Source organism: Actinacidiphila yanglinensis, assembly GCF_900107965.1.
GTDB classification, from domain to species: domain Bacteria; phylum Actinomycetota; class Actinomycetes; order Streptomycetales; family Streptomycetaceae; genus Actinacidiphila; species Actinacidiphila yanglinensis.
In genome coordinates, this window is sequence record NZ_FNVU01000008.1 from 180,575 (window position 1) to 199,346 (window position 18,772).

General features: G+C 70.6%; 14 protein-coding genes and 1 pseudogene. 7 read left to right on the forward strand and 8 right to left on the reverse strand.

Annotation, left to right across the window (positions count from 1 at the left end; all coding sequences use genetic code 11):
• Positions 1-221 precede the first annotated feature (221 nt).
• Positions 222-1,601 (forward strand): eCIS core domain-containing protein, encoded by a 1,380-nt coding sequence (locus tag C4U44_RS20120; protein ID WP_235032212.1) that lies wholly within the window; start codon positions 222-224, stop codon positions 1,599-1,601.
• A gap of 143 nt (positions 1,602-1,744) precedes the next feature.
• Here the strand turns inward: C4U44_RS20120 and C4U44_RS20125 are convergent, their stop codons facing one another.
• The 4 genes from C4U44_RS20125 to C4U44_RS20140 form a co-directional block, all read right to left on the reverse strand.
• Positions 1,745-2,488, reverse strand: a complete 744-nt coding sequence (locus tag C4U44_RS20125; RefSeq protein ID WP_103887255.1) for a DUF4232 domain-containing protein — start codon at positions 2,486-2,488, stop codon at positions 1,745-1,747.
• A gap of 316 nt (positions 2,489-2,804) precedes the next feature.
• Entirely contained in the window at positions 2,805-5,351 is a 2,547-nt protein-coding gene (locus C4U44_RS20130) for a tetratricopeptide repeat protein (protein ID WP_146088303.1), read from the reverse strand.
• 408 nt (positions 5,352-5,759) lie between these two features.
• Positions 5,760-6,146 carry a VOC family protein gene (locus C4U44_RS20135; protein ID WP_103887257.1) on the reverse strand — a complete coding sequence of 129 codons (387 nt, stop codon included), beginning with the start codon at positions 6,144-6,146 and terminating at the stop codon, positions 5,760-5,762.
• A 177-nt stretch (positions 6,147-6,323) separates the two neighbouring features.
• On the reverse strand, positions 6,324-6,770 hold the full coding sequence (locus C4U44_RS20140) for a DUF1772 domain-containing protein (RefSeq protein WP_103887258.1): 447 nt from the start codon (positions 6,768-6,770) through the stop codon (positions 6,324-6,326).
• Positions 6,771-6,859: 89 nt separating this feature from the next.
• Between C4U44_RS20140 and C4U44_RS20145 the strand changes: the two genes are divergently transcribed.
• Together C4U44_RS20145 and C4U44_RS20150 are read left to right on the forward strand one after the other, a co-directional pair.
• Positions 6,860-7,438 carry a TetR/AcrR family transcriptional regulator gene (locus C4U44_RS20145; protein ID WP_103887259.1) on the forward strand — a complete coding sequence of 193 codons (579 nt, stop codon included), beginning with the start codon at positions 6,860-6,862 and terminating at the stop codon, positions 7,436-7,438.
• Positions 7,439-7,745: 307 nt separating this feature from the next.
• The gene (locus tag C4U44_RS20150) at positions 7,746-9,272 is read left to right on the forward strand and encodes a flavin monoamine oxidase family protein (RefSeq protein WP_103887427.1); all 1,527 of its coding nucleotides are present in this window, start codon (positions 7,746-7,748) and stop codon (positions 9,270-9,272) included.
• Between the two features lie 56 nt (positions 9,273-9,328).
• Here C4U44_RS20150 and C4U44_RS20155 read toward each other — a convergent pair whose 3' ends face one another.
• Complete coding sequence (locus C4U44_RS20155) at positions 9,329-11,521, reverse strand: polyprenyl synthetase family protein (protein WP_103887260.1); 2,193 nt, start codon at positions 11,519-11,521, stop codon at positions 9,329-9,331.
• Positions 11,522-11,847: 326 nt separating this feature from the next.
• Here C4U44_RS20155 and C4U44_RS20160 point away from each other — a divergent pair, with 326 nt between their 5' ends.
• The gene (locus tag C4U44_RS20160) at positions 11,848-12,204 is read left to right on the forward strand and encodes a DoxX family protein (RefSeq protein WP_103887261.1); all 357 of its coding nucleotides are present in this window, start codon (positions 11,848-11,850) and stop codon (positions 12,202-12,204) included.
• Positions 12,205-12,207: 3 nt separating this feature from the next.
• Here the strand turns inward: C4U44_RS20160 and C4U44_RS20165 are convergent, their stop codons facing one another.
• A complete protein-coding gene (locus C4U44_RS20165; protein WP_103887262.1) occupies positions 12,208-12,945 on the reverse strand; it encodes a class I SAM-dependent methyltransferase in 738 nt (245 codons plus the stop codon).
• 439 nt (positions 12,946-13,384) lie between these two features.
• On the opposite strand from C4U44_RS20165, the gene C4U44_RS20170 reads away from it, so the two are divergent.
• The 3 genes from C4U44_RS20170 to C4U44_RS20180 all read left to right on the forward strand — a co-directional run bounded on the left by C4U44_RS20170 (position 13,385) and on the right by C4U44_RS20180 (position 17,176).
• Positions 13,385-14,815: a discoidin domain-containing protein gene (locus C4U44_RS20170; RefSeq protein WP_200823325.1), complete on the forward strand. Its 1,431-nt coding sequence runs from the start codon at positions 13,385-13,387 to the stop codon at positions 14,813-14,815.
• A gap of 271 nt (positions 14,816-15,086) precedes the next feature.
• On the forward strand, positions 15,087-16,805 hold the full coding sequence (ctaD, locus tag C4U44_RS20175) for an aa3-type cytochrome oxidase subunit I (protein WP_103887263.1): 1,719 nt from the start codon (positions 15,087-15,089) through the stop codon (positions 16,803-16,805).
• Entirely contained in the window at positions 16,802-17,176 is a 375-nt protein-coding gene (locus tag C4U44_RS20180; protein WP_103887264.1) for a hypothetical protein, read from the forward strand. The genes ctaD and C4U44_RS20180 overlap by 4 nt, the downstream gene beginning before the upstream one ends.
• A 7-nt stretch (positions 17,177-17,183) precedes the next feature.
• On the opposite strand, the pseudogene C4U44_RS43475 reads toward C4U44_RS20180, so the two are convergent.
• Positions 17,184-17,506 (reverse strand): annotated as a pseudogene (locus C4U44_RS43475) (DapH/DapD/GlmU-related protein); the annotation flags it as partial.
• A 180-nt stretch (positions 17,507-17,686) separates the two neighbouring features.
• Positions 17,687-18,682 (reverse strand): Gfo/Idh/MocA family protein, encoded by a 996-nt coding sequence (locus C4U44_RS20190; protein WP_103887265.1) that lies wholly within the window; start codon positions 18,680-18,682, stop codon positions 17,687-17,689.
• Between the last annotated feature and the right edge of the window lie 90 nt (positions 18,683-18,772).

Sequence of the window (18,772 nt, forward strand, 5' to 3'; positions counted from 1 at the left end):
GGCCACCACAGTGGGACGGACAACCGGCGCGCGGCGTGGAGTACCGAAGGAGTGAGTACGTGCAGGAGCGGAAGCGGGACGTGAGCGTTACGCGGAGGCAGGGAAGCGTGCCGCGCAGGCCCACAGCGCCGGCGCGTCCCGAAGGACTCGGCACGGTGGCCGCTTTCGGCGGGCAGCTTCTGGGCGGGCCCTCGCCGGCAACCGTCGTTGCCTTACAGCGTTTGGCCGGCAACGCCACGGTCGCCCACCTGCTGGAGACGCAGCAGCAGGTGAACGGTTCGTCCTCCTGCCATCAGCAGGATGCGCCGGACGGTGGCCCGGTGCAGCGTCGCATGGCGGCGCACGACGTGCTCGGCCTTCCCGGCCGGCCGCTGCCCGACCGGGAACTGCACGACATGCAGGCGAGGTTCGGCGGCGCCGACTTCAGCGAGGTACGCGTGCACGACGACGCAGCCGCGAAGAAGTCGGCGCGGGAGATCGGAGCCCGCGCCTACACCTCCGGTAGCCATATCGTCATCGGCGAGGGCGGCGGTGACCGGCACACCCTCGCCCACGAACTCACGCATGTCCTCCAGCAGCGGCAGGGCCCCGTCGCGGGGACCGACAACGGGAACGGGATGAACATCTCCGACCCGTCCGACCGGTTCGAGGTCGCCGCGGAGGAGAACGCGCGGCGGGTCATGTCCGGAAGCGCCCCCACGCCCGAACGGGCCACCGACCGGACCGCCGCACCCGCAGCCGAGCAGACGGCCCAGCGCGCGACGGACGGCGCCGGGGCCGCGCGCACCGTGCAACGCCGCAAGCCCTCGGCCGACGCACCCACGGAACACTACGCCGCCAGGGCGCAGGACCACCCCGAATGGCCCGTGTTCCAGAAGATGATGAAAGCCGGCGGATTCCCGGCGGACGTGACCGAGAGCGCCTGGCAACTGCTGCTGGGCGGAGTCGCCGAGCAGGAGGTCCTGAACCGGCAATCCTCGGACGAGTCGATCGACCCGGCGGAGCGGCGCAAGCTCCGGGCCTCCAACACCTGGTACCGAGAGCTCGTCAACCTCGTGGGCGACCACCTGCGGATCACCACTCCCACTCTGGCGCTTTGGTCCGGCGGCTTCGACGTGAGCGTCTACGCCCACGGCAAGGGGCACACCTCCCTGGAGTTCACCCGACTCGGAAAGGTCGTCGACCAGCTGGAGCTGCACGCCAACTGGAAGCTCCAGGCGCCCTTGTGGAACGTCCTGTCCACCGCGTTCGTCGAGCGCGCGACCGGCCCGGTCCACGTGTTCCTGCGGGCGTACAACCCCGACAGCGTCCTGATCGCGCAGGAGATCCCCCAACTGCGCATGATCCAGCGGCTCAACCCCGCCGTCACCCTCCGGTGGCACCCGCTCTACACGACGCCCGACGGGAAGATCAAGGAGATCTCCGAGCGCCTGCAGCTCACCGACAACGCGGAGTACAAGAGCCGTGACAAGTGCGTCGCCGTGATGTACCACTACCTGCTGCGCTTCCACGACGAGAGCAACAGCAAGGCGTCGATGGCCTTCGGCGAGATGAACGAACTCCTCGCGAAGAACGTCAATCCGAAGGCAGAGATTGTCTAGCCTCGCTGTTTCGTAGGCCATCGGGCTGCGGTGCCCGAGGCGGGAGTGGCGGCGTCGGGTGTTGTAGCGGTGGAGCCATCCGAACGCCTCACGGCGGGCCTCGTGCTGATTGGTCCGCGCTCCCGAACCGGCGCGCGAGCGGGTCAGCCGCCCTGGCCGGCGCTGCCGATCGGGCCGACCTCCACGCCCTGGCCGCCGGTGTCCGTGCCGGTGGGCAGCGAGGCCCGGCCCGGCCAGCGCACGGTGACCGACGTCGTGTCGTCGGGCGCGGTCACCCGCAGCCCGGTGATGCGGGCCCCAGTGCCGCCCGTCGTGTTGAGCGGGTAGTTGACGTTGAAGTCCACCTCCTGCCCGTTCTTGAGGCTCATCGCGGTGGCCGGGGCACCGACGCGCTTCGCGGACACCGCCCCCACGTTGGTCGTCAGGTCGACGCCGGCGAACCCGGCGAGCGTGCAGGTCCGGCCGCTGTCGTTCTTCAGCCCCACCGCGACGCTGCCGGCCGGGTCGCCGTCGATGAAGGTGTCGGTCGCCGTGATCTTCAGGTCGTCGGTGCGGCACTTGCCGCCCTTGCCGCTCGCGTCGGAGCCGATCCCGCCGGACGTGCTCTGCCCGCCGGAGCCGGTCGTGCCCGTGCCCGAACCGCCCGAGCCGGAGCCGCCGCCCGAGGACGACGTGCCGGTGCCCGTGCCCTGCCCGCCGGAGCCGGTCGCGGCCTGGTCGGAACCGCCCGTGCCCGAGCCGTCCGAGCTCGCACCGCCGTCCGCGGACGTCACGGTGGTCGAGGAGGTCGGATCGCTCTTCGCCGAACTGTCGTCGTTGTTGCAGGCGGTGAGCGAGAGTCCCGCGGCGACGATCACGGCGGCGAAGGTGAGCTTGTGGACGCGCATCTTTTCTTCCTCGGTGTCGGTTGGAGGCTCCGGTTGCCCGGTGTGAGCCGGTACGAACCGGTGTGGGTCCGTACGAGTCGGTACGAGCGAGCGTTCCTGATCACCAGGACTCGTCCGACCCGTCAGGCCGTTCCACCCGACTGCCCGTCAGGACACTCCTGTTACACACCCGCCCCGGGCGCCACACGCACCACCAGCAGGCCGCATCCCACCTCTGATCAGCCGTTCCGGGGCGTTTCGGGGCGGGATCGCGTGGGAGCGGCCGTCAGAGACGTCGGCCGTACCGGTCCAGCGACCGGCAGCGAGTCCTCGATGCTCATGGTTGATGAGGTGTCAGGAACTCTGATGCGCTCCGGTCGGCGAGGGCGGCGGCTGTACCACGCGCCAGCTCGGCTTCGGCCGGCCTGCCGCACCGCTCCAGAATCGTGGCGTGTTCCACCAACATCCCTGAGATATCCGCTGTTTCCACTGCGGCGTCAGCAGTTGCCGTGCGCCCACAGATGTTGACAACAAGGTCAAGGACTTCCCGCGCCGCAGCCGTGCGTCCGAGCGCCTCCAGGCATAGCGCCCGAACCGCGAGAACCTGAGCCAGATCCTTGTTGAAGGCTGTGGGTCGATCGACCACGAGGCTCTGGTAGATCGCCTCCGCCTCCTCGACCGCCCGAAGCGCATCCTGCAACCGTCCGCATCCGAGCAACAGGGCCGTATGTATCAGGAGTCCGGATGGCAACAACGGCCCGAACGCGTCGGCGTTCTCCTCGGCCAGCCGACGATAGCTGGCGACCGCTGCCTCCGAGATCGCGCATGACTCCTCGGCGCGGCCCAGCATTCCCAGACACACGGACTTGAACGTCAGTGCAGCCGCGATGTCATCGCTGTCCACGTCCACAGCGCCGTCACCGGCGCCCGCCACGGACAAGCTCCGATAGATGGCGACGGCTTCGTCAAGCGCCGGCAGCGCCTCTTCCGTGCGCCCGACGAAGAACAAGGCTCCGCCATGGTTCACCAGCGTGTCCGCGAAGGTGCGGCCGTACGTGGAAAGGTCGCGGTCGGCCAGTACACGAAGGAGCGTGACCGCCTCCTGGGCGGAGGTCACTGCCTCTACCGAGCGGCCAACGCGTACCAGGGAACCGGTCAATCCCATCAGGCTGCTGGCGAGTTCGTACGTGAACTCTCCTGGCGTCTCGGCTTCCAGGCGCCGGAAGATGGTGACAGCATCCGTGATTGCCGCAATGGCCTCCGCGTCGTGACCCGCATTCGAAAGCCTGGTGCCGAGGCGGATGAGCCGGGATGCGCGGTTGCTGCTGCCCGGCGAGGCGAGGTGCGCGATCCGACGCGCAATCACCACCGCCGGTTCGGCGAGAGCAAGCGTGCGGCCCGGGATGATGCTGTCAAAAGCCAGCAAGGTCGCCGCGTCGGTCTCCTCCTCCACTGCCTGCGCGATGAGACGGCCGACAGCAGGGTCGGTCTCGATCGCGACGGTGATCAGCGGCGGGACCAGCACGTGCGGAAAGGCGCCCAACGCTTCCTGGAGCCAGGTGGTGACGCGGCTGTCGGTCTGGGCGGCGCGCACGGCAATGGTCAGCGCGCGTAGCAGGCGCCGCGACTCGAGCGCCGCAAGCAGTGACCGCAACGGGCCCGGATCATCGGCCAGCAGCTCCCCGATGAGCCGCTCGGCGAGCCGGTCCGGCTGTAATGAACCCAGCCATTCCGGGTGCTCGTCAGTTCTGCCATCCGAACCGGCCGGGTACAGGTCGCGCAGCCAGCGCGCAGTCCTTCCACGGAGTTCCGGTGACGCGACGAGATCGGGAACATGCCTGAGCAGATCGGCCGCAGTGGCCTCACTGTTGGCGCCGATCCATGTTCCCAGCGCGACCGCTCGGCGTTCCACGCCCGGATCGAGGAGGAGCGCGCGGGCCCGGGCCGATTGGTGCCAATAGCGCGCTTCATGCCGAAGCAGACGACTGAAAACCTCGGTGCCAACGCCAAGTGCTGCGGTCACATCCGATCCACCCTGTTGTTCCACCACGGCCAGCAAGGCCGCTGCGTGCAGGGCAAGGATGACAACGTTCGGCTCGTGATCCGCGATGACCGCATCGGGCGGAGGAAGGCCGAGCCTCGCGGCAAACGCACTCACCGCATCGACGAACGCTTCTCCACAGCTGCTGCCGGGCATCGCCTCGAGAGCGAGCGGTGGCGACGCGGTCAATGCCTCACTCAATGAGTCGTCGCAGCTACCGAGGAGTTCCTCCCACCACTCCCCGGCGCTACGCGCCAGGAGCAGAAGCCGAAACGGCGGCTGGTCCGGCAGGCTCGCTGCGGCCCGCACCAGTTGCAGCAGGCCCGTCCTTGTCTCGGCGTAGTCGACAACCAAGAGCACCGATTGTCCCAACTCGCCCGCGATACGGACGGCATCGGCCTCCCCGCCCCGACGCACCCATCGCGTCTGCCATGTCCCGGCAACAAGGTCGCGTCCGAGTTGCACGGCCAGACGGGTCTTTCCGACGCCACCCTCCCCAGTGATCAGCCGCACTTTCTGCTGCTGAGGAGTCAGGCACCATCGAAGCAACTCCGCCGACTCCGGCCGACGGCGAAAGGGGACGACCTCGTTCTCCGGCCGCAACAGATCCGTGATGCTCGCGGTCACGGCGAGCGGACTCACCGGCTGAAACACGGATTTGGCGCGTTCAGCCGTCGCCACGCGACCGTCCCGTCGCCTCATTGCTGCCTCCAGCAGCACCGGCGTCAGAAGCCCACCCAATCCAGTTGCGGCACCGATCCATGCTCCTGCCCAGAAGCCGAGCACGATCGCCGCCACCACTGCACCACCGGCCAGAGCGATGACCCGCGTATCAACCCGCATGCGGGAAATTATCCCTTACAGAGCGTCAGGGCCGCGACCGCTGTGCATGCTCGCGGACCGCCGCCCGACGGACCGGAATCGCGTGAAGCCTTCGGACCATGTCCTATGAGCTCGTCACAGGATCGTGTCGAGGTGTCCTGGTCGGGCGTGACCGATGTACTGATGCGGCCGTCACGCGGACCGGCTCAGCGTCCGCAGCGCCGGCCGGCACACAGCGTGGCGAGCGGCAGTTCGGCGCCGAGCGCCATGGCGACCGCGGTGCCAGAGGGCTTTGCCGGTGGCGTGCCGCATGCCCGAGCGGGCCTCGCTGATCCGGACACCCGTCCACGCGCGTCACCGTGTCGCCCGCGACTACGAACGCGATGCCTCCGTCAGCGACGGCTGCGCTCCGCCGGGTCGCCGTCGGCATCACGACCCGGCACCGCCCGGAGTGAGGATTTCCATGAGATGTCCGTCGGGGTCGTGGAAGTAAGTGCCCCTGCGGCCTGCGATGTTCTTGCTGTGATAGATCTGCCCGATCTCCTGGCATGCGGGATCGCCGTAGTGGATGATGCCGCCCTGCCGGATCCGGGCGAGGGCGGCGTCGAACTCCTCCTCGCCGACCATGAACGCGTAGTGGTGCGGCTCGAAGTCGTCGCTCCTGTCGTAGTCCAGGCTGACCTGGTTGGCCAGCGTGACCGGCGTGAAGTGCGCCACCGGCGGATCGACACTCAGGCCGAGGATCTCGGCCAGGAAGCGCGCCGAGGCTTGCGGGTCACGGGCGGGGACGATGGTGTGATTCAGTTCCACGGTCATGGCGGCTCCTCTTCAGGTCTTCAGGGACGGTGCCACGCGTGGTGGCGGCCTCGGCTCCCGGCACGGTGGATGGATACGTGACCGCCCGGGGGGACAGGGGTCTCCGGCTGCCCTCCCCCGGCTGCAACTGCCGTGTCATACGCCGATCTGCTCGAAGATGTGCGGGTACCCGCACGCTCAGGTGAGGGAGGCGACCAGCAGGGCGAAGGCGGCGATGATGACGGCGACGCGGACGTAGTGGAATCGGTCCCAGCGCTTCGTCTGCTCCTTCCAGTCCGCCGGCCGGTTGTCAGGGGTCCACGTCTTGCCGCGGTTGTTGATCGGGACGAGCAGCAGAAGCGACATGATCACGCTGAGGATCAGCAGCGCGCCGGCGACGACGACGAGTCCGGTGCCGTGGTGGTGCCATCCGGCGACGGCCCGGACCGCGACAAGGGCGAGCGACGTGAGGTACCAGACCGGCATCACGGCGCCGAGCATCCGGCCCCCGTGGGCTCGGCCGAGTTGGCCGCTGTCCTCCGGGAGGGCATCGAGGATCCGGTTGATGACGAAGGCGACGGAGAACTCCACCCCCACCATCACGCCGACGACCACGCTGGAGACGACCTCAAGTGCGCTGAGCATGATGACCCCCTGGCATCTAGCGCTGCTAGCTGACGATGCAACGCTAGTACTGTTGCCGCTCGATTGTCTAGCGATGCTAGGATCAATTCATGTCGGTACAGGAACGCAAGGCACGCGAACGGGCGGAGCGCGAGCGCCTCATCGTGGCGACGGCCCGTGAACTCGCCGAGCAGCAGGGCTGGGACGCGGTCACCACGCGCCGGCTCGCCGAGCGCATCGAATACAGCCAGCCCGTCCTCTACAGCCACTTCCGCGGAAAGCGCGAGATCATCGGCGCCGTCGCCCTTGAAGGCGCCGCCGAGATGGCCGTGGCGATGCGTGCCGCGGCTTCCGGAGCGAGCGGCCCGCGCGACCGGGTCGCCGCCCTCGCCCGTGCCTACCTCGACTTCGCCGCACGCAACCCGGCGGTCTACGACGCCTTGTTCCAGCTCGACGGCGGCCTGGCGTACGCGCGGGAGGACACCCCGGAGCCCCTGAAGGACGCCTTCGCCGCGCTGCTGGAGAGCCTGGGCGAGGTCGCCGGGGACGGCGTCGAACCGGGGCTGTTCACCGAGGTGTTCTGGGCGTCCCTGCACGGGCTGGCGACCCTGACCCGGGCGGGACGGCTGCCGCCGGAGGACATCGAGCCGAGGGTGGAACTGCTGGTGGACCGCCTCGCCGCGCTCTGACACACCGTCCCGGCATGCGATCGGGGCCCGTGCGCTTGGCGCCGACCGCCGTCCCCTTGTTCCCCGCGTTCCCACCCGGCCCGCGGGCCTGCGGCAATACGGCTGCTTCGCACCGGAAGGGGGACGTTCCCGCCGCTTCCGGGGCACCCTTGCTCGCTTACCTGCAGGACACACGCACAGGCGTCGTGCGTAACACCCCGCTGCCAGAGTCCCCAACGGCCAGTGAAGGAAAGGGGACATGACAGTGACCCAGTTGAACCGACGCGCGTTCCTGCGGGCTGTGGGTGCCACCGGTGGGGCCGGCGCCATGCTCGCCACCATGGGCGCCCTCGGCCTGACCCAGTCGGCCGAGGCGGCCACCCGGGAGGCGGCGAGCTACCAGGCGCCGCGCAAGAGCGACTTCACGCTCTCCGGGCGGGCCGCCGCGAAGGTCGTCGTGCTCGGCGGCGGCATCGCCGGGCTCGCCACCGCCTACGAACTCGGCAAGGCCGGCTACGACTGCACGATCCTCGAAGCCCAGAACCGCCCCGGCGGCCGCAACTTCACCGTCCGCGGCGGCACGACCACCACCGACCTGTACGGCACCACGCAGACGGCCCGCTTCTCCCCGGGCCAGTACATGAACGCCGGACCGGCCCGCCTCGCACAGTGGATGGTCACCCTGGACTACTGCCGCGAACTGGGCGTTCCCATCGAGGTGTTCACGAACGTCAACGCGGACGCCTTCCTCTACAACGAGTCCGCGGGCATGACCGCCCCGGCGCGCTACCGCGCCGCGAAGGCCGACGTCTTCGGCTACACCACCGAGATGCTGGCCAAGCTCACCGACCAGGGCTCGCTGGACCAGCAGTTGACCGCGTCGGACAAGGAACGCCTGATGGAGTTCCTGAAGGACTACGGCGACCTCGGCGGCTCCCTGGAGTACACCGGCAGCACACGTCGCGGCTACAGCGTGTGGCCCGGCGCCGCGGGGCAGCCGGGAGTGGTGGCCGGCGACGTCCCGTCGGCCTCGGAGGTCTTCGCCAGCGGCGTCGGCCGCTACTTCTCCTTCGAGTTCGAGTTCGACCAGGCGATGCTGATGTTCCAGCCGGTCGGCGGCATGGACCGGATCCCGTACGCGCTCGCGACTGCGATCGGCGCGCGCCGCATCCAGTACGGCAGCGCCGTCACGCGGATCACCGACACCGAGCACGGCGTCACGGTCGCCTACAGCCGCGACGGCCGGGCCCGCAGCATCGAAGCGGACTTCTGCGTGTCCGCGATGCCGCCCAACATCCTGGCCAAGGTCCCGCACAACCTCGGCTCCGGCGTGCAGTCCGCGCTGGAGGCGATCACGCCGTCGTCCGCGGCGAAGATCGGCCTGGAGTACAGGTCACGCTGGTGGGAGACCGACTACCGGATATACGGCGGCATCACCGAGACCGACCTCGACGTCACGCACATCTGGCACCCCTCCTACGGCTTCCACGGCGAGCGGGGGCTGCTGATCGGCTACTACAACACCGGAGCGAACGCCGACTCCTACGCCCCGCTCACCCCGGCCCAGCGCGAGGCCCGGGCAGTGGCGGCCGGCGTGAAGATCTACGGCGACAAGTACCGTTCCGAGCTCGCCACTTCCTTCTCCCACCACTGGCGCCAGTTCCCGCACCAGGAGGCCGCCTGGCACAGCACTCCCGGCGGCCCGGACGACCCCCGGTACAAGCCGCTCACCGCGCCGACCGGCCACGTCTACTTCGCCGGCGACTGGCTGAGCTACATGGACGCGTGGCAGCACGGCGCGTTCAGCTCCGCCCGCACCGCGGTCACCGCCCTGCACAAGCGCGCCCTCGCCTGATTCCCCTCCGCGGCCCGCGCCGCCCCGCGCCGGTCCACCCGGCGCGGGGCGGCGCTTCAGTGCGGGTACTCCGGCGCCCGCCCGGCGCCCTGCCGCGGCTCGGGAGCCCCGTCGCCGTGACGCGGCGCGGGCGCCCGGCCGGCTCCCGGTTCCCAGCTGGTCGCCGGCGCCCCGGGGCCGGCCCGCCGCGCGGCCGGCAGGGGCCGGGTGAGCAGCCGCAGCGCGCTCAGATGCGGGCTCTCCGGCAGGCCGTGCAAAGCCTGCCGGGCCCGCGTGCCGTACCCCTCCGCGGCGGTCCGGGCCGCGGCCAACGCCCCTGCTGCGCTCAGCAGTTCACCCATCCGCAGCCGCGCCGCCGCGGGGTCGGTCCGGTCGGTGAGGGCCTGCCGGATGGCGCTGCGGGTGGCGCCGTCCGCGGACTCCAGCGCGAGCAGGACCGGGTAGGTGGGACGCCCGTTGCGCACGTCGCTGGCGGCGGGTTTGCCGTCGCCGTCGCCGGGGGCGAGATACGGGATGAGGTCGTCGCGGATCTGGAAGGCGATGCCCAGTGCCTCGCCGTAGGCGGACAGGCGGTCCTGGACGTCGGGCGGGGCGTCGGCGAGGATCGCGCCCACGCGGCAGGCGGCCGCGAGGAGGACCGCCGTCTTGCGCCGGGCCATGTCCAGGTAGGCGTCGGTGCCGCAGCCGAGGTCGCCCGCCATGGCCAGCTCGTCGACCATGCCGCGGCAGATCTCCACCCCGGCGCGGGCCTGGACACTCAGGGCGTCGGTGATCCGGCGGCGGTCGACGCCCCGCTCGGCGCATTCGGCCAGGCCGCGGAACCACGTGAAGAGCAGGGCGTTGCCCGCCAGGAGCGCCTTCCCGGGACCGTAGGCGGTGTGGACGGCGGGCCTGCCGCGGCGTACGGCGTCCTCGTCGAGGATGTCGTCGTGGACGAGGCTGCCGACATGCGCGCACTCGAAGCCGACGGCGGCGGGCAGGACCTGGTCCAGCTCGGCGCCGAGGGCCAGCGCGCTGTGGCACAGCAGCAACGGGCGCAGCAGCTTGCCCGAGGGGATCAGCGCGTAGTGGTGGATGGCGTCCATGCCCTCGGCGTGGGTGGGCCAGCGCGCGGCCGTCTCCTCCGCCAGGGCCCGGCGGAGCGCCTCGGTCGCGGCGGAGGGACCCCGAGCCGGATCGTGCGCCGGGTCCCGCGCCGGGTCCGGCGAGGTGCCGACCGGGGCGGCGGCCCGGGTCCCCGCCATGGCATCGGATTTGGCCGTGGCGGGCCCGGAAGGCGGCGGGCCGGCCGGGCACGACCCGGACCCGTCCTCCTCCTCTCCGTCCGGCCGGGCCCGCCGTGCTCGGGCGCGGCGTGTCTCGGACCGGGCCGCGGACAGGAGCCGCAGGCAGGCGACCGGCCGGTCGCCGACGGGCCTCCGGGTGATCCCGGCTCCGATTGACCTGACCCGCTCCAGGCGGAGCCGGGCCAGGTGGATCATGAAGCGGACCAGCGGGCGCATCGGGCCGGGCATCTCCTCCAGGACGCAGAACGCCCGGCGGGCGAGGGCCAGTCCGGTGTCGGCGGTCGCGTGCACCAGCGCGCGTACCCGGCCGCTGGAGCTGCGCGACTCCAGGTCGCCGCGGGTCACGCCGTGGTGGGCGAGGGCGTCTTCCGGCAGGTAGAGCCGCCCGCCCCGCAGGTCCTGGTGGAGGTCGACGAGGAAGTCGGTGCGCTGCCACAGGTCGGCCAGCAGGCGGCAGCAGCGCGCGTAGTGCTCGCTGCCGCCACCACGGTGCACCAGGTCGGCGGTGATCATGGCGAACGGCCAGGACAGGCGGTCGATGTACGCCTGGTGGTCGGCCTCGTCGGCGAACCCCTGGAAGTCGAGGTCGACGCCTGCCCCGTCGAGGTAGGCGTGCACCCACCGGTGCGGCATCTCCCGCTCGCGCACCGAGCCGACGTAGGCGCGCAGCAGCGGGTGGGGGGCGGTTCCCGACTCCAGGGCGCCGGTCACCTCCCGGCGCCACGCGTCCAGGCGGAGCGCGCGTTCCGGCGGCGAACCGTAGTCGCACAGGTCGTCCGTGAAGGACGCGAACGCGTACCCGGCCACGGCGTGCGGCTGGTACTCGTCCCAGCCGACCAGGCGGATCGCCGTGTACAGGGCGGGTTCGCGTCTGCGCAGGTAGCGCGCGGCCGCCGTGTAGTCCTCCTGCGCCCCCGCGGAGTGCACGTTCCCCGCCACGAGGCAGTCCCGCCACGTCGTCATGCGTGTGACCTCCGGTCTCCGCCCGCTCGCACGGGCGCGCTCACCGGCCCTGCTCCCAGCGGCCGGACGGGAGGAAGCACCCCCCGAGGCGAACGAGGCCACCGCGCCCCCGGCACCGGCCTGTCCTCCGCACGTGGCGGCCGATTCCCTCCTTCGGGCGACCTGGACGCGGGCGGGAGACGGCCGGGGCCCGGCGTCTCCCGCCCCGCCCCGCGGTCCTCCACACCCAGGTGTCACGAAACCGGTGTGCCACCCGGTCCTGACGGGAGAACGGCACCCCGCGTCGGGTTGCCGCAGGTCCCCGTCACCACAGAAGCGGAGAAAACGTGCACGCCACCTTTCTCACGGTCACCCTCGTCGGCGCGGTCTTCAACGGCGCCGCGGCAGTCACCTACCTGATCGGCCACGAATACCCCAAGACCCAGGCGGACATGAAGGGTCTGCCGCGCAAGTACGTACCGGTGCTGGGGACGTTGCTGGCCGCGGGCACCCTGGGACTGCTGGCCGGGCTCGCCGTGCCGGTCCTCGGCACCCTCGCCGCCTGCGGCCTGGTGCTGTACTTCGTCGGCGCCATCTTCGCCCACCTGCGGGTGGGTTCGCGGAACATCGTGGGCGGGATCGTGTTCCTCGCCACCGCCGTGGCCGCGCTGACGCTGGGCATGGCCCAGCACGGCGCCTGGTAGACCTCAGGCCGGGAGGCGGTACACGGAGACGTGGGAGGGCGAGTCGGCGGTGAACGGCGCGCCGTCCCAGTCCGCGTGCCGCGTCTCCAGCTCGAACCCGGCCAGCCTGGCCATGAGGTCGAGTTCGGCCGGCCACACGTACCGGTGCGGGGTGCGGAACAGCCGCGCCTGCCGGGATTCGTCGAACCGGAAGTGGTGCGAGACGACGTGCTGGGACACGACGTCGTAGGTGTCCAGACCGATGTAGCCGGGCTCGGACCGGCAGACCGTGGCCGTCCGACCGGGCGGGAGGGTGCGCAGCTCGGGCACCCACAGCTCGACCACGAACCGCCCCCCGGGCCGGAGATGGCGGGCCGCGTTGCGGAAGCAGCTGACCTGCTCGTCCTGGGTGAGCAGGTTCGCGATCGTGTTGAAGACGAGGTAGACCAGGGTGTATTCCCCCGGTGCGCCCGTCGTCGCCATGTCGCCCATGACCACCGGGATCGCGGCCTCCTCGGCCTTGGTGCGCAGCACCTCCACCATCGGCGGCGACAGCTCGATGCCGGTGACCGGGACACCCCGCTCCGTCAGCGGGACGGCCACCCGGCCGGTCCCGATCGCGAACTCCAGCGCCGCTCCCGTACCCGCGAGTGCGGCGAGCCGGTCCACGGCCGGACGCAGCACCTCGTCGGCGAACATGCCCTGCCCGGGCGTGTCGTACTGCTCGGCCGTCTCCGCGTCCCAGATGTCCTGCTGCTCCATTCCCCCCACGCTGGCCGCCGGTTCGGTCGGTGTCCAGCGAATATCGCCGCCCGCCGGGAGGCGCGCGGGCCCGCCGACCCGGCGGCTCATGTCCTCACCGCGCTCCGGCCGCAGCGTTCCCCCCGCGGCCCGACCCCGTTTCCTGTGCGGCTTCTTGACGCCGCCGCGGCGGGAGCTCTATACAACTCCCAGACTGAGAGAGCGCTCTCACACGAGCGTCGTTCCCGTACGCGGTCCCCCACCCGGTCAGGAGAACACCATGCCCCGCGGCCTCCCGATGTCCGAACCGCGCGCGGACCGCAAACGGTTACGCCGCTCGCGGTCCGCGCCGGGCGGCCGATCCGGGCCCGGGCACCGGTCCGCACCGCGGGTTCCGCTCTCGCAGGTCACCTCGCACGGGGCACCCCCCACGTCGGCCTCATACGGGACAGGAGAACGCATGTTCGCCAGACAGGCACCACAGCACACGGAACCGCTCGACCCGGGCAGCAGCGGCAGGCGCGCGCGGCGCGGCAAGGCTCGGCTGGCGCTGGCCGCACTCGCCGTCAGCGCCATGAGCCTGGCCGGCCTGACCGCCGCGACGGGCACCGGAGGCGCGGCCACCCCCGCGGCGGCCGATGCCGCCGCCCCCGCCGCCGCACCCAGCGCGGTCCCCGCACCACCGGCGGGCTTCACCACCACGTGGAGCGACGACTTCAGCGGCGCGGCCAACACCGGCGTGCCGAGCTCCACCTGGAAGTACGACACCGGCCCGGGCAGCAGCTTCGGCACCGGTGAGATCGAGACCATGACCAACAGCACCTCCAACGTCTACGAGGACGGCAACGGCCACCTCGTGCTGAAGGCCCTGCACTCCGGCTCCAACCCCGGCTCCGGCTGGACGTCGGGGCGGATCGAGACGCAGTCGTCGTCGTTCGGCGCTCCGGCCGGCGGCGTGGTCGAGATGCAGTCCTCGATCCAGCAGCCGAACCTCAACACCTCCAACGGGGCGGGTTACTGGCCCGCGTTCTGGATGCTCGGCTCCACTCTGCGCACGGGCACGACCTGGCCGACCTCGGGCGAGGTCGACATCCTGGAGGACATCAACGCCCGCAGTTCGGTGTTCGGCACGCTGCACTGCGGCACCAACCCCGGCGGCCCGTGCAACGAGTCGACCGGCATCGGCTCCGGCGAGCACGCCTGCTCCGGCTGCCAGACCGGCTACCACACCTACGCCGTGCAGATCGACCGCTCGGTCTCGCCCGAGCAGATCCGCTGGTACCTCGACGGCCAGAACTACTTCACCGTCAAGTCGACCCAGGTGGACGCCACCACGTGGGCCAACGCCGTGGACCACCCGTTCTTCATCATCTACGACCTGGCGATGGGCGGCGGCTTCCCCGCCGCGTTCGGCGGCGGCCCCAACGCCTCCACCGTCTCCGGCGGACAGATGAACATCGACTACGTGGCGGTCTACAACAAGGCCCCCGGCGGCGGCAGCACCGGCAGCGACGTCGCGCAGGGCAAGACCGCGACCGCGTCGTCGCTGGAGAACGCGACGTTCCCCGCCTCCGCGGCGGTGGACGGCAACAGCGGCACCCGGTGGTCGAGCGGGTTCAGCGACCCGCAGTGGCTCCAGGTCGACCTCGGGCGCAGCTACGCCCTCACCAAGGTGACTCTCAACTGGGAAGCCGCGTACGCCAAGGCGTTCCAGATCCAGGTGTCCAACGACGCGAACACCTGGACCACCTGTTACAGCACGACGACCGGACCAGGCGGTGTGCAGAACATCAACGTCTCGTGCAGCGGGCGCTATGTCCGCGTGTACGGGACCCAGCGTGCCACCCAATACGGCTACTCGCTCTGGGACTTCCAGGTCTTCGGCAGCTGACCCGTCCCGCTCGCCCGCGCGGGGCCGCTCCTTTCCGGGGCGGTCCCGCGCGGTCGCGCGTTCCGGCGTCCGGTGCACGGGGGGACTCGCGGCGTCCGGTGCGCACGGGGCACGTCCGCCGATACGTTTCGGCAGGTCCGGCCCGCGCGCACGATTGCTCCGATCGGCTGACGCAGCGGCGAGGCCCGCGCCCTTTTCCCCCTCGGGTTCACCATTCTTTCCCCATGGCCAACCCATGGCCGGGTGGAGGAGAGTTGAAGTGACGAGTGGCATGACCACGGGTTCGGCCGAACTCGACGACTCGTACTCGGACGAAGTTCCGTACCAGCGCAGGCGAGCCGGAAGCGTCGTGGTCAGCTGGGCGAGCACCACCGACCACAAGACGATCGGCACGATGTACCTGGTGACGTCGTTCGCCTTCTTCCTCGTCGGCGGCGTGATGGCGTTGCTGATGCGCGCCGAGCTGGCGCGTCCGGGCAACCAGTTCCTGTCCGACGAGCAGTTCAACCAGGCGTTCACGATGCACGGCACCGTGATGCTGCTGATGTTCGCGACGCCGCTGTTCGCGGGCTTCACCAACTGGATCATGCCGCTGCAGATCGGCGCGCCCGATGTGGCGTTCCCGCGGCTGAACATGCTCGCCTACTGGCTCTACCTGTTCGGCTCGCTCATCGCGGTCGGCGGTTTCCTCACGCCCCAAGGTGCCGCGGACTTCGGCTGGTTCGCGTACTCCCCGCTGACCAGCGCCATCAACTCGCCCGGCATCGGCGCCGACATGTGGATCATGGGTCTGGCGCTCTCCGGCTTCGGCACCATTCTCGGTGCGGTCAACTTCATCACCACGATCATCTGCATGCGCGCTCCGGGCATGACGATGTTCCGGATGCCGATCTTCTGCTGGAACGTGCTGCTGACGGCCCTCCTGGTGCTCTTCGCGTTCCCGGTGCTCGCGGCCGCGCTGCTGTGTCTGGAGGCCGACCGGAAGTTCGGGGCGCACGTCTTCGACGCGGCCAACGGCGGGGCGCTGCTGTGGCAGCACCTGTTCTGGTTCTTCGGCCATCCCGAGGTGTACATCATCGCGTTGCCGTTCTTCGGCATCATCTCCGAGGTCATCCCGGTCTTCACCCGCAAGCCGATGTTCGGCTACATCGGGCTGATCGCCGCGACGATCTCGATCGCGGGCCTGTCGGTGACGGTGTGGGCGCACCACATGTACGTCACCGGCGGCGTGCTGCTCCCGTTCTTCTCGTTCATGACCTTCCTGATCGCGGTACCGACCGGGGTGAAGTTCTTCAACTGGATCGGCACCCTGTGGAAGGGTTCGCTGAGTTTCGAGACACCGATGCTCTGGTCCATCGGGTTCCTGATCACCTTCCTGTTCGGTGGTCTGACCGGTGTGATCCTGGCGGCGCCGCCACTGGACTTCCACGTCTCCGACTCGTACTTCGTGGTCGCGCACTTCCACTACGTCGTCTTCGGCACCGTGGTGTTCGCGATGTTCGCCGGATTCCACTTCTGGTGGCCGAAGATGACCGGCAAGATGCTCGACGAGCGGCTCGGGAAGATCACCTTCTGGACGCTGTTCATCGGCTTCCACGGCACCTTCCTGGTCCAGCACTGGCTGGGCGTGGAGGGCATGCCGCGCCGCTACGCGGACTACCTCGCGGCGGACGGCTTCACCACGCTGAACACGGTCTCGACGATCAGTTCGTTCCTGCTCGGCCTGTCGATGCTCCCCTTCCTGTACAACGTGTGGAAGACCGCGAAGTACGGCAAGAAGGTCGAGGTCGACGACCCCTGGGGCTACGGCCGTTCGCTGGAGTGGGCGACCTCCTGCCCGCCGCCGCGGCACAACTTCCTCACACTGCCGAGGATCCGTTCCGAGTCCCCGGCGTTCGACCTGCACCACCCGGACATCGCCACGGTGGACCACACCGCCGCACCGACCACCGGGCCGGGGTTCTCGGCGCCGGGCGGCGAGCAGCCATGAGGAAGGAGAGGCGCGGGTCCCAGGCGCGGGCGCTCGGGAAAGACGAGCACGGCATCTGGGAGGTCGAGGGCTTCCTGCTCTGGAACGCCGAGGTCGAGGAGGCCCGCCGCCGGGCCCGCGAGTTCACCGACCTGCTGCCCTGGCTCACCACGGGACAGCGCGACGACGTGGAGCGGGTGTACGTCGCGGACCGGACCGCCGACTCGCGGGCGATGCTGGCCCGTATCTGCGAGCGCGCCGGCGAGCTGCGCCTGGAGTACACCGCCCGCTACGTGAGCCTGCGCAGGCGGTGCGTGGCGGTGTCGGCCGCGGTCGCGTGCGCCGCCGTCGGGCTCGGGGCGATCGGCGCGCTCGCGGGCCTCGGGCGGTGACGGTGCCTCAGGAGTCGTCGCCCCGGCGGCCTTTCAGGTCGTCGTCGGTGATGGGCCGCACGGCCCGGCAGGGGCGCCGAACGCGACCACCATGGGCGGGACGTCCTTCGTCACCACGCTGCCGGCGCCGATGACCGATCCGTGGGAGATGGTCACACCCGGCAGGACGACGACGTTGCCGCCGATCCCGACCTTGTCCTCGATGGTCACGGGCTCGGAGAACCGGTTGTGGTCGTAGCGGAGTTCGGGGTGGATCGGGTGGCCCGTGGTGGTGAGGGTGACGTTCGGCGCGATCATGACGCCGTCCCCGATCCGGACGTCCACGTCGTCGTGTCGCTCTCGGTGTAGAGCAGACCCCGTGCGATGCGCTCGGCAGCATCCATTCATGTCTCCTTCGAGTCGAACGGGCTGCTGATCGTCTCCCGACCCCGACGACGCGGTCCCGTGCCCGAGCGGCGGGCGGGACGGTTCGAGGTGGTCGCACGGGGTCGGCCGGCGTCGCCGGGGGGCTCAGGCGGGCGGGTCGAGCCGGATCGGGCGGCCCTCGGCGCGCGAGCGGCTGGCGGCGTCGGCGACGGCCAGGGCGGCGCGCGCGTCCTGGCCGGTGCAGGGACTGGGCCGGGTGCCGGCCACCACTTCGGTGAACGCGGTGAGTTCGGCGCGGTAGGCGTCCAGGAACCGCTCCATGAAGCCGGGGTGCGGCTCGCCGGTCGGCCACGGGTCGCCCTCGGCCGAGGTCAGCGGGGTCCGGTCGGTGAGGCCGGCGACGAGGGTGCCCTTGGAGCCGCACGCCTCCAGCCGGACGTCGTAACCGGCGCCGTTGTACCGGGTGGCCGTGCAGGTGGCCAGGGTGCCGTCGTCCAGGGTGAGGAGGGTGACGCCGGTGTCGACGTCGCCCGCGTCCGCGAAGAAGTCCTCGCCGCGGTTGGCGCCGGTGGCGTACACCTCGGTGACCTCGCGGCCGGTGACCCACCGGATGATGTCGTAGTCGTGCACCGAGCAGTCGCGGAAGATGCCGCCGGACCCGGGGATGTAGCCGCGCGGCGGCGGCGTCGGGTCGGAGGTGCAGGCCCGCAACGTGTGCGTCCAGCCGAGCCGGCCGCTGCCGATCGCCTCGCGCACCGCCTGGTAGCCGGTGTCGAAGCGGCGCTGGAACCCGATGTGCAGCGGGACGGTCGAGCCCGCCGTCGCGGCCAGCACCGCGTCGGTCTCCTCCAGCGTGCCGGCGACCGGCTTCTCGCAGAAGGTCGGCAGCCCGGCGCGCTGCGCGGCGAGGATGAGTTCGGCGTGGGCGAACGTCGGCGCGGCGATCACGACGCCGTCCAGACGGGAGCCGAGCAGCCCGTCCAGGTCGCCGGCGTACTCCGCCCCGACCTCCTGCGCCGTGGCGCGGGCCGAGGGTTCGTCGGCGTCGTGCACCACGATGCCGGTGACGGTCGGCAGGCCGGCGAGGGTCGCGGCGTGGAACCTGCCGATACGGCCCGTGCCGATGAGTCCGATGCGCATGTGCGGATGCCTTTCGAGCGGAGGACCTGGACTGCCCACCTGGTTTCTACTCTTCAGCGGATGACAAGGCAAGAGTTTGTAATGACATAT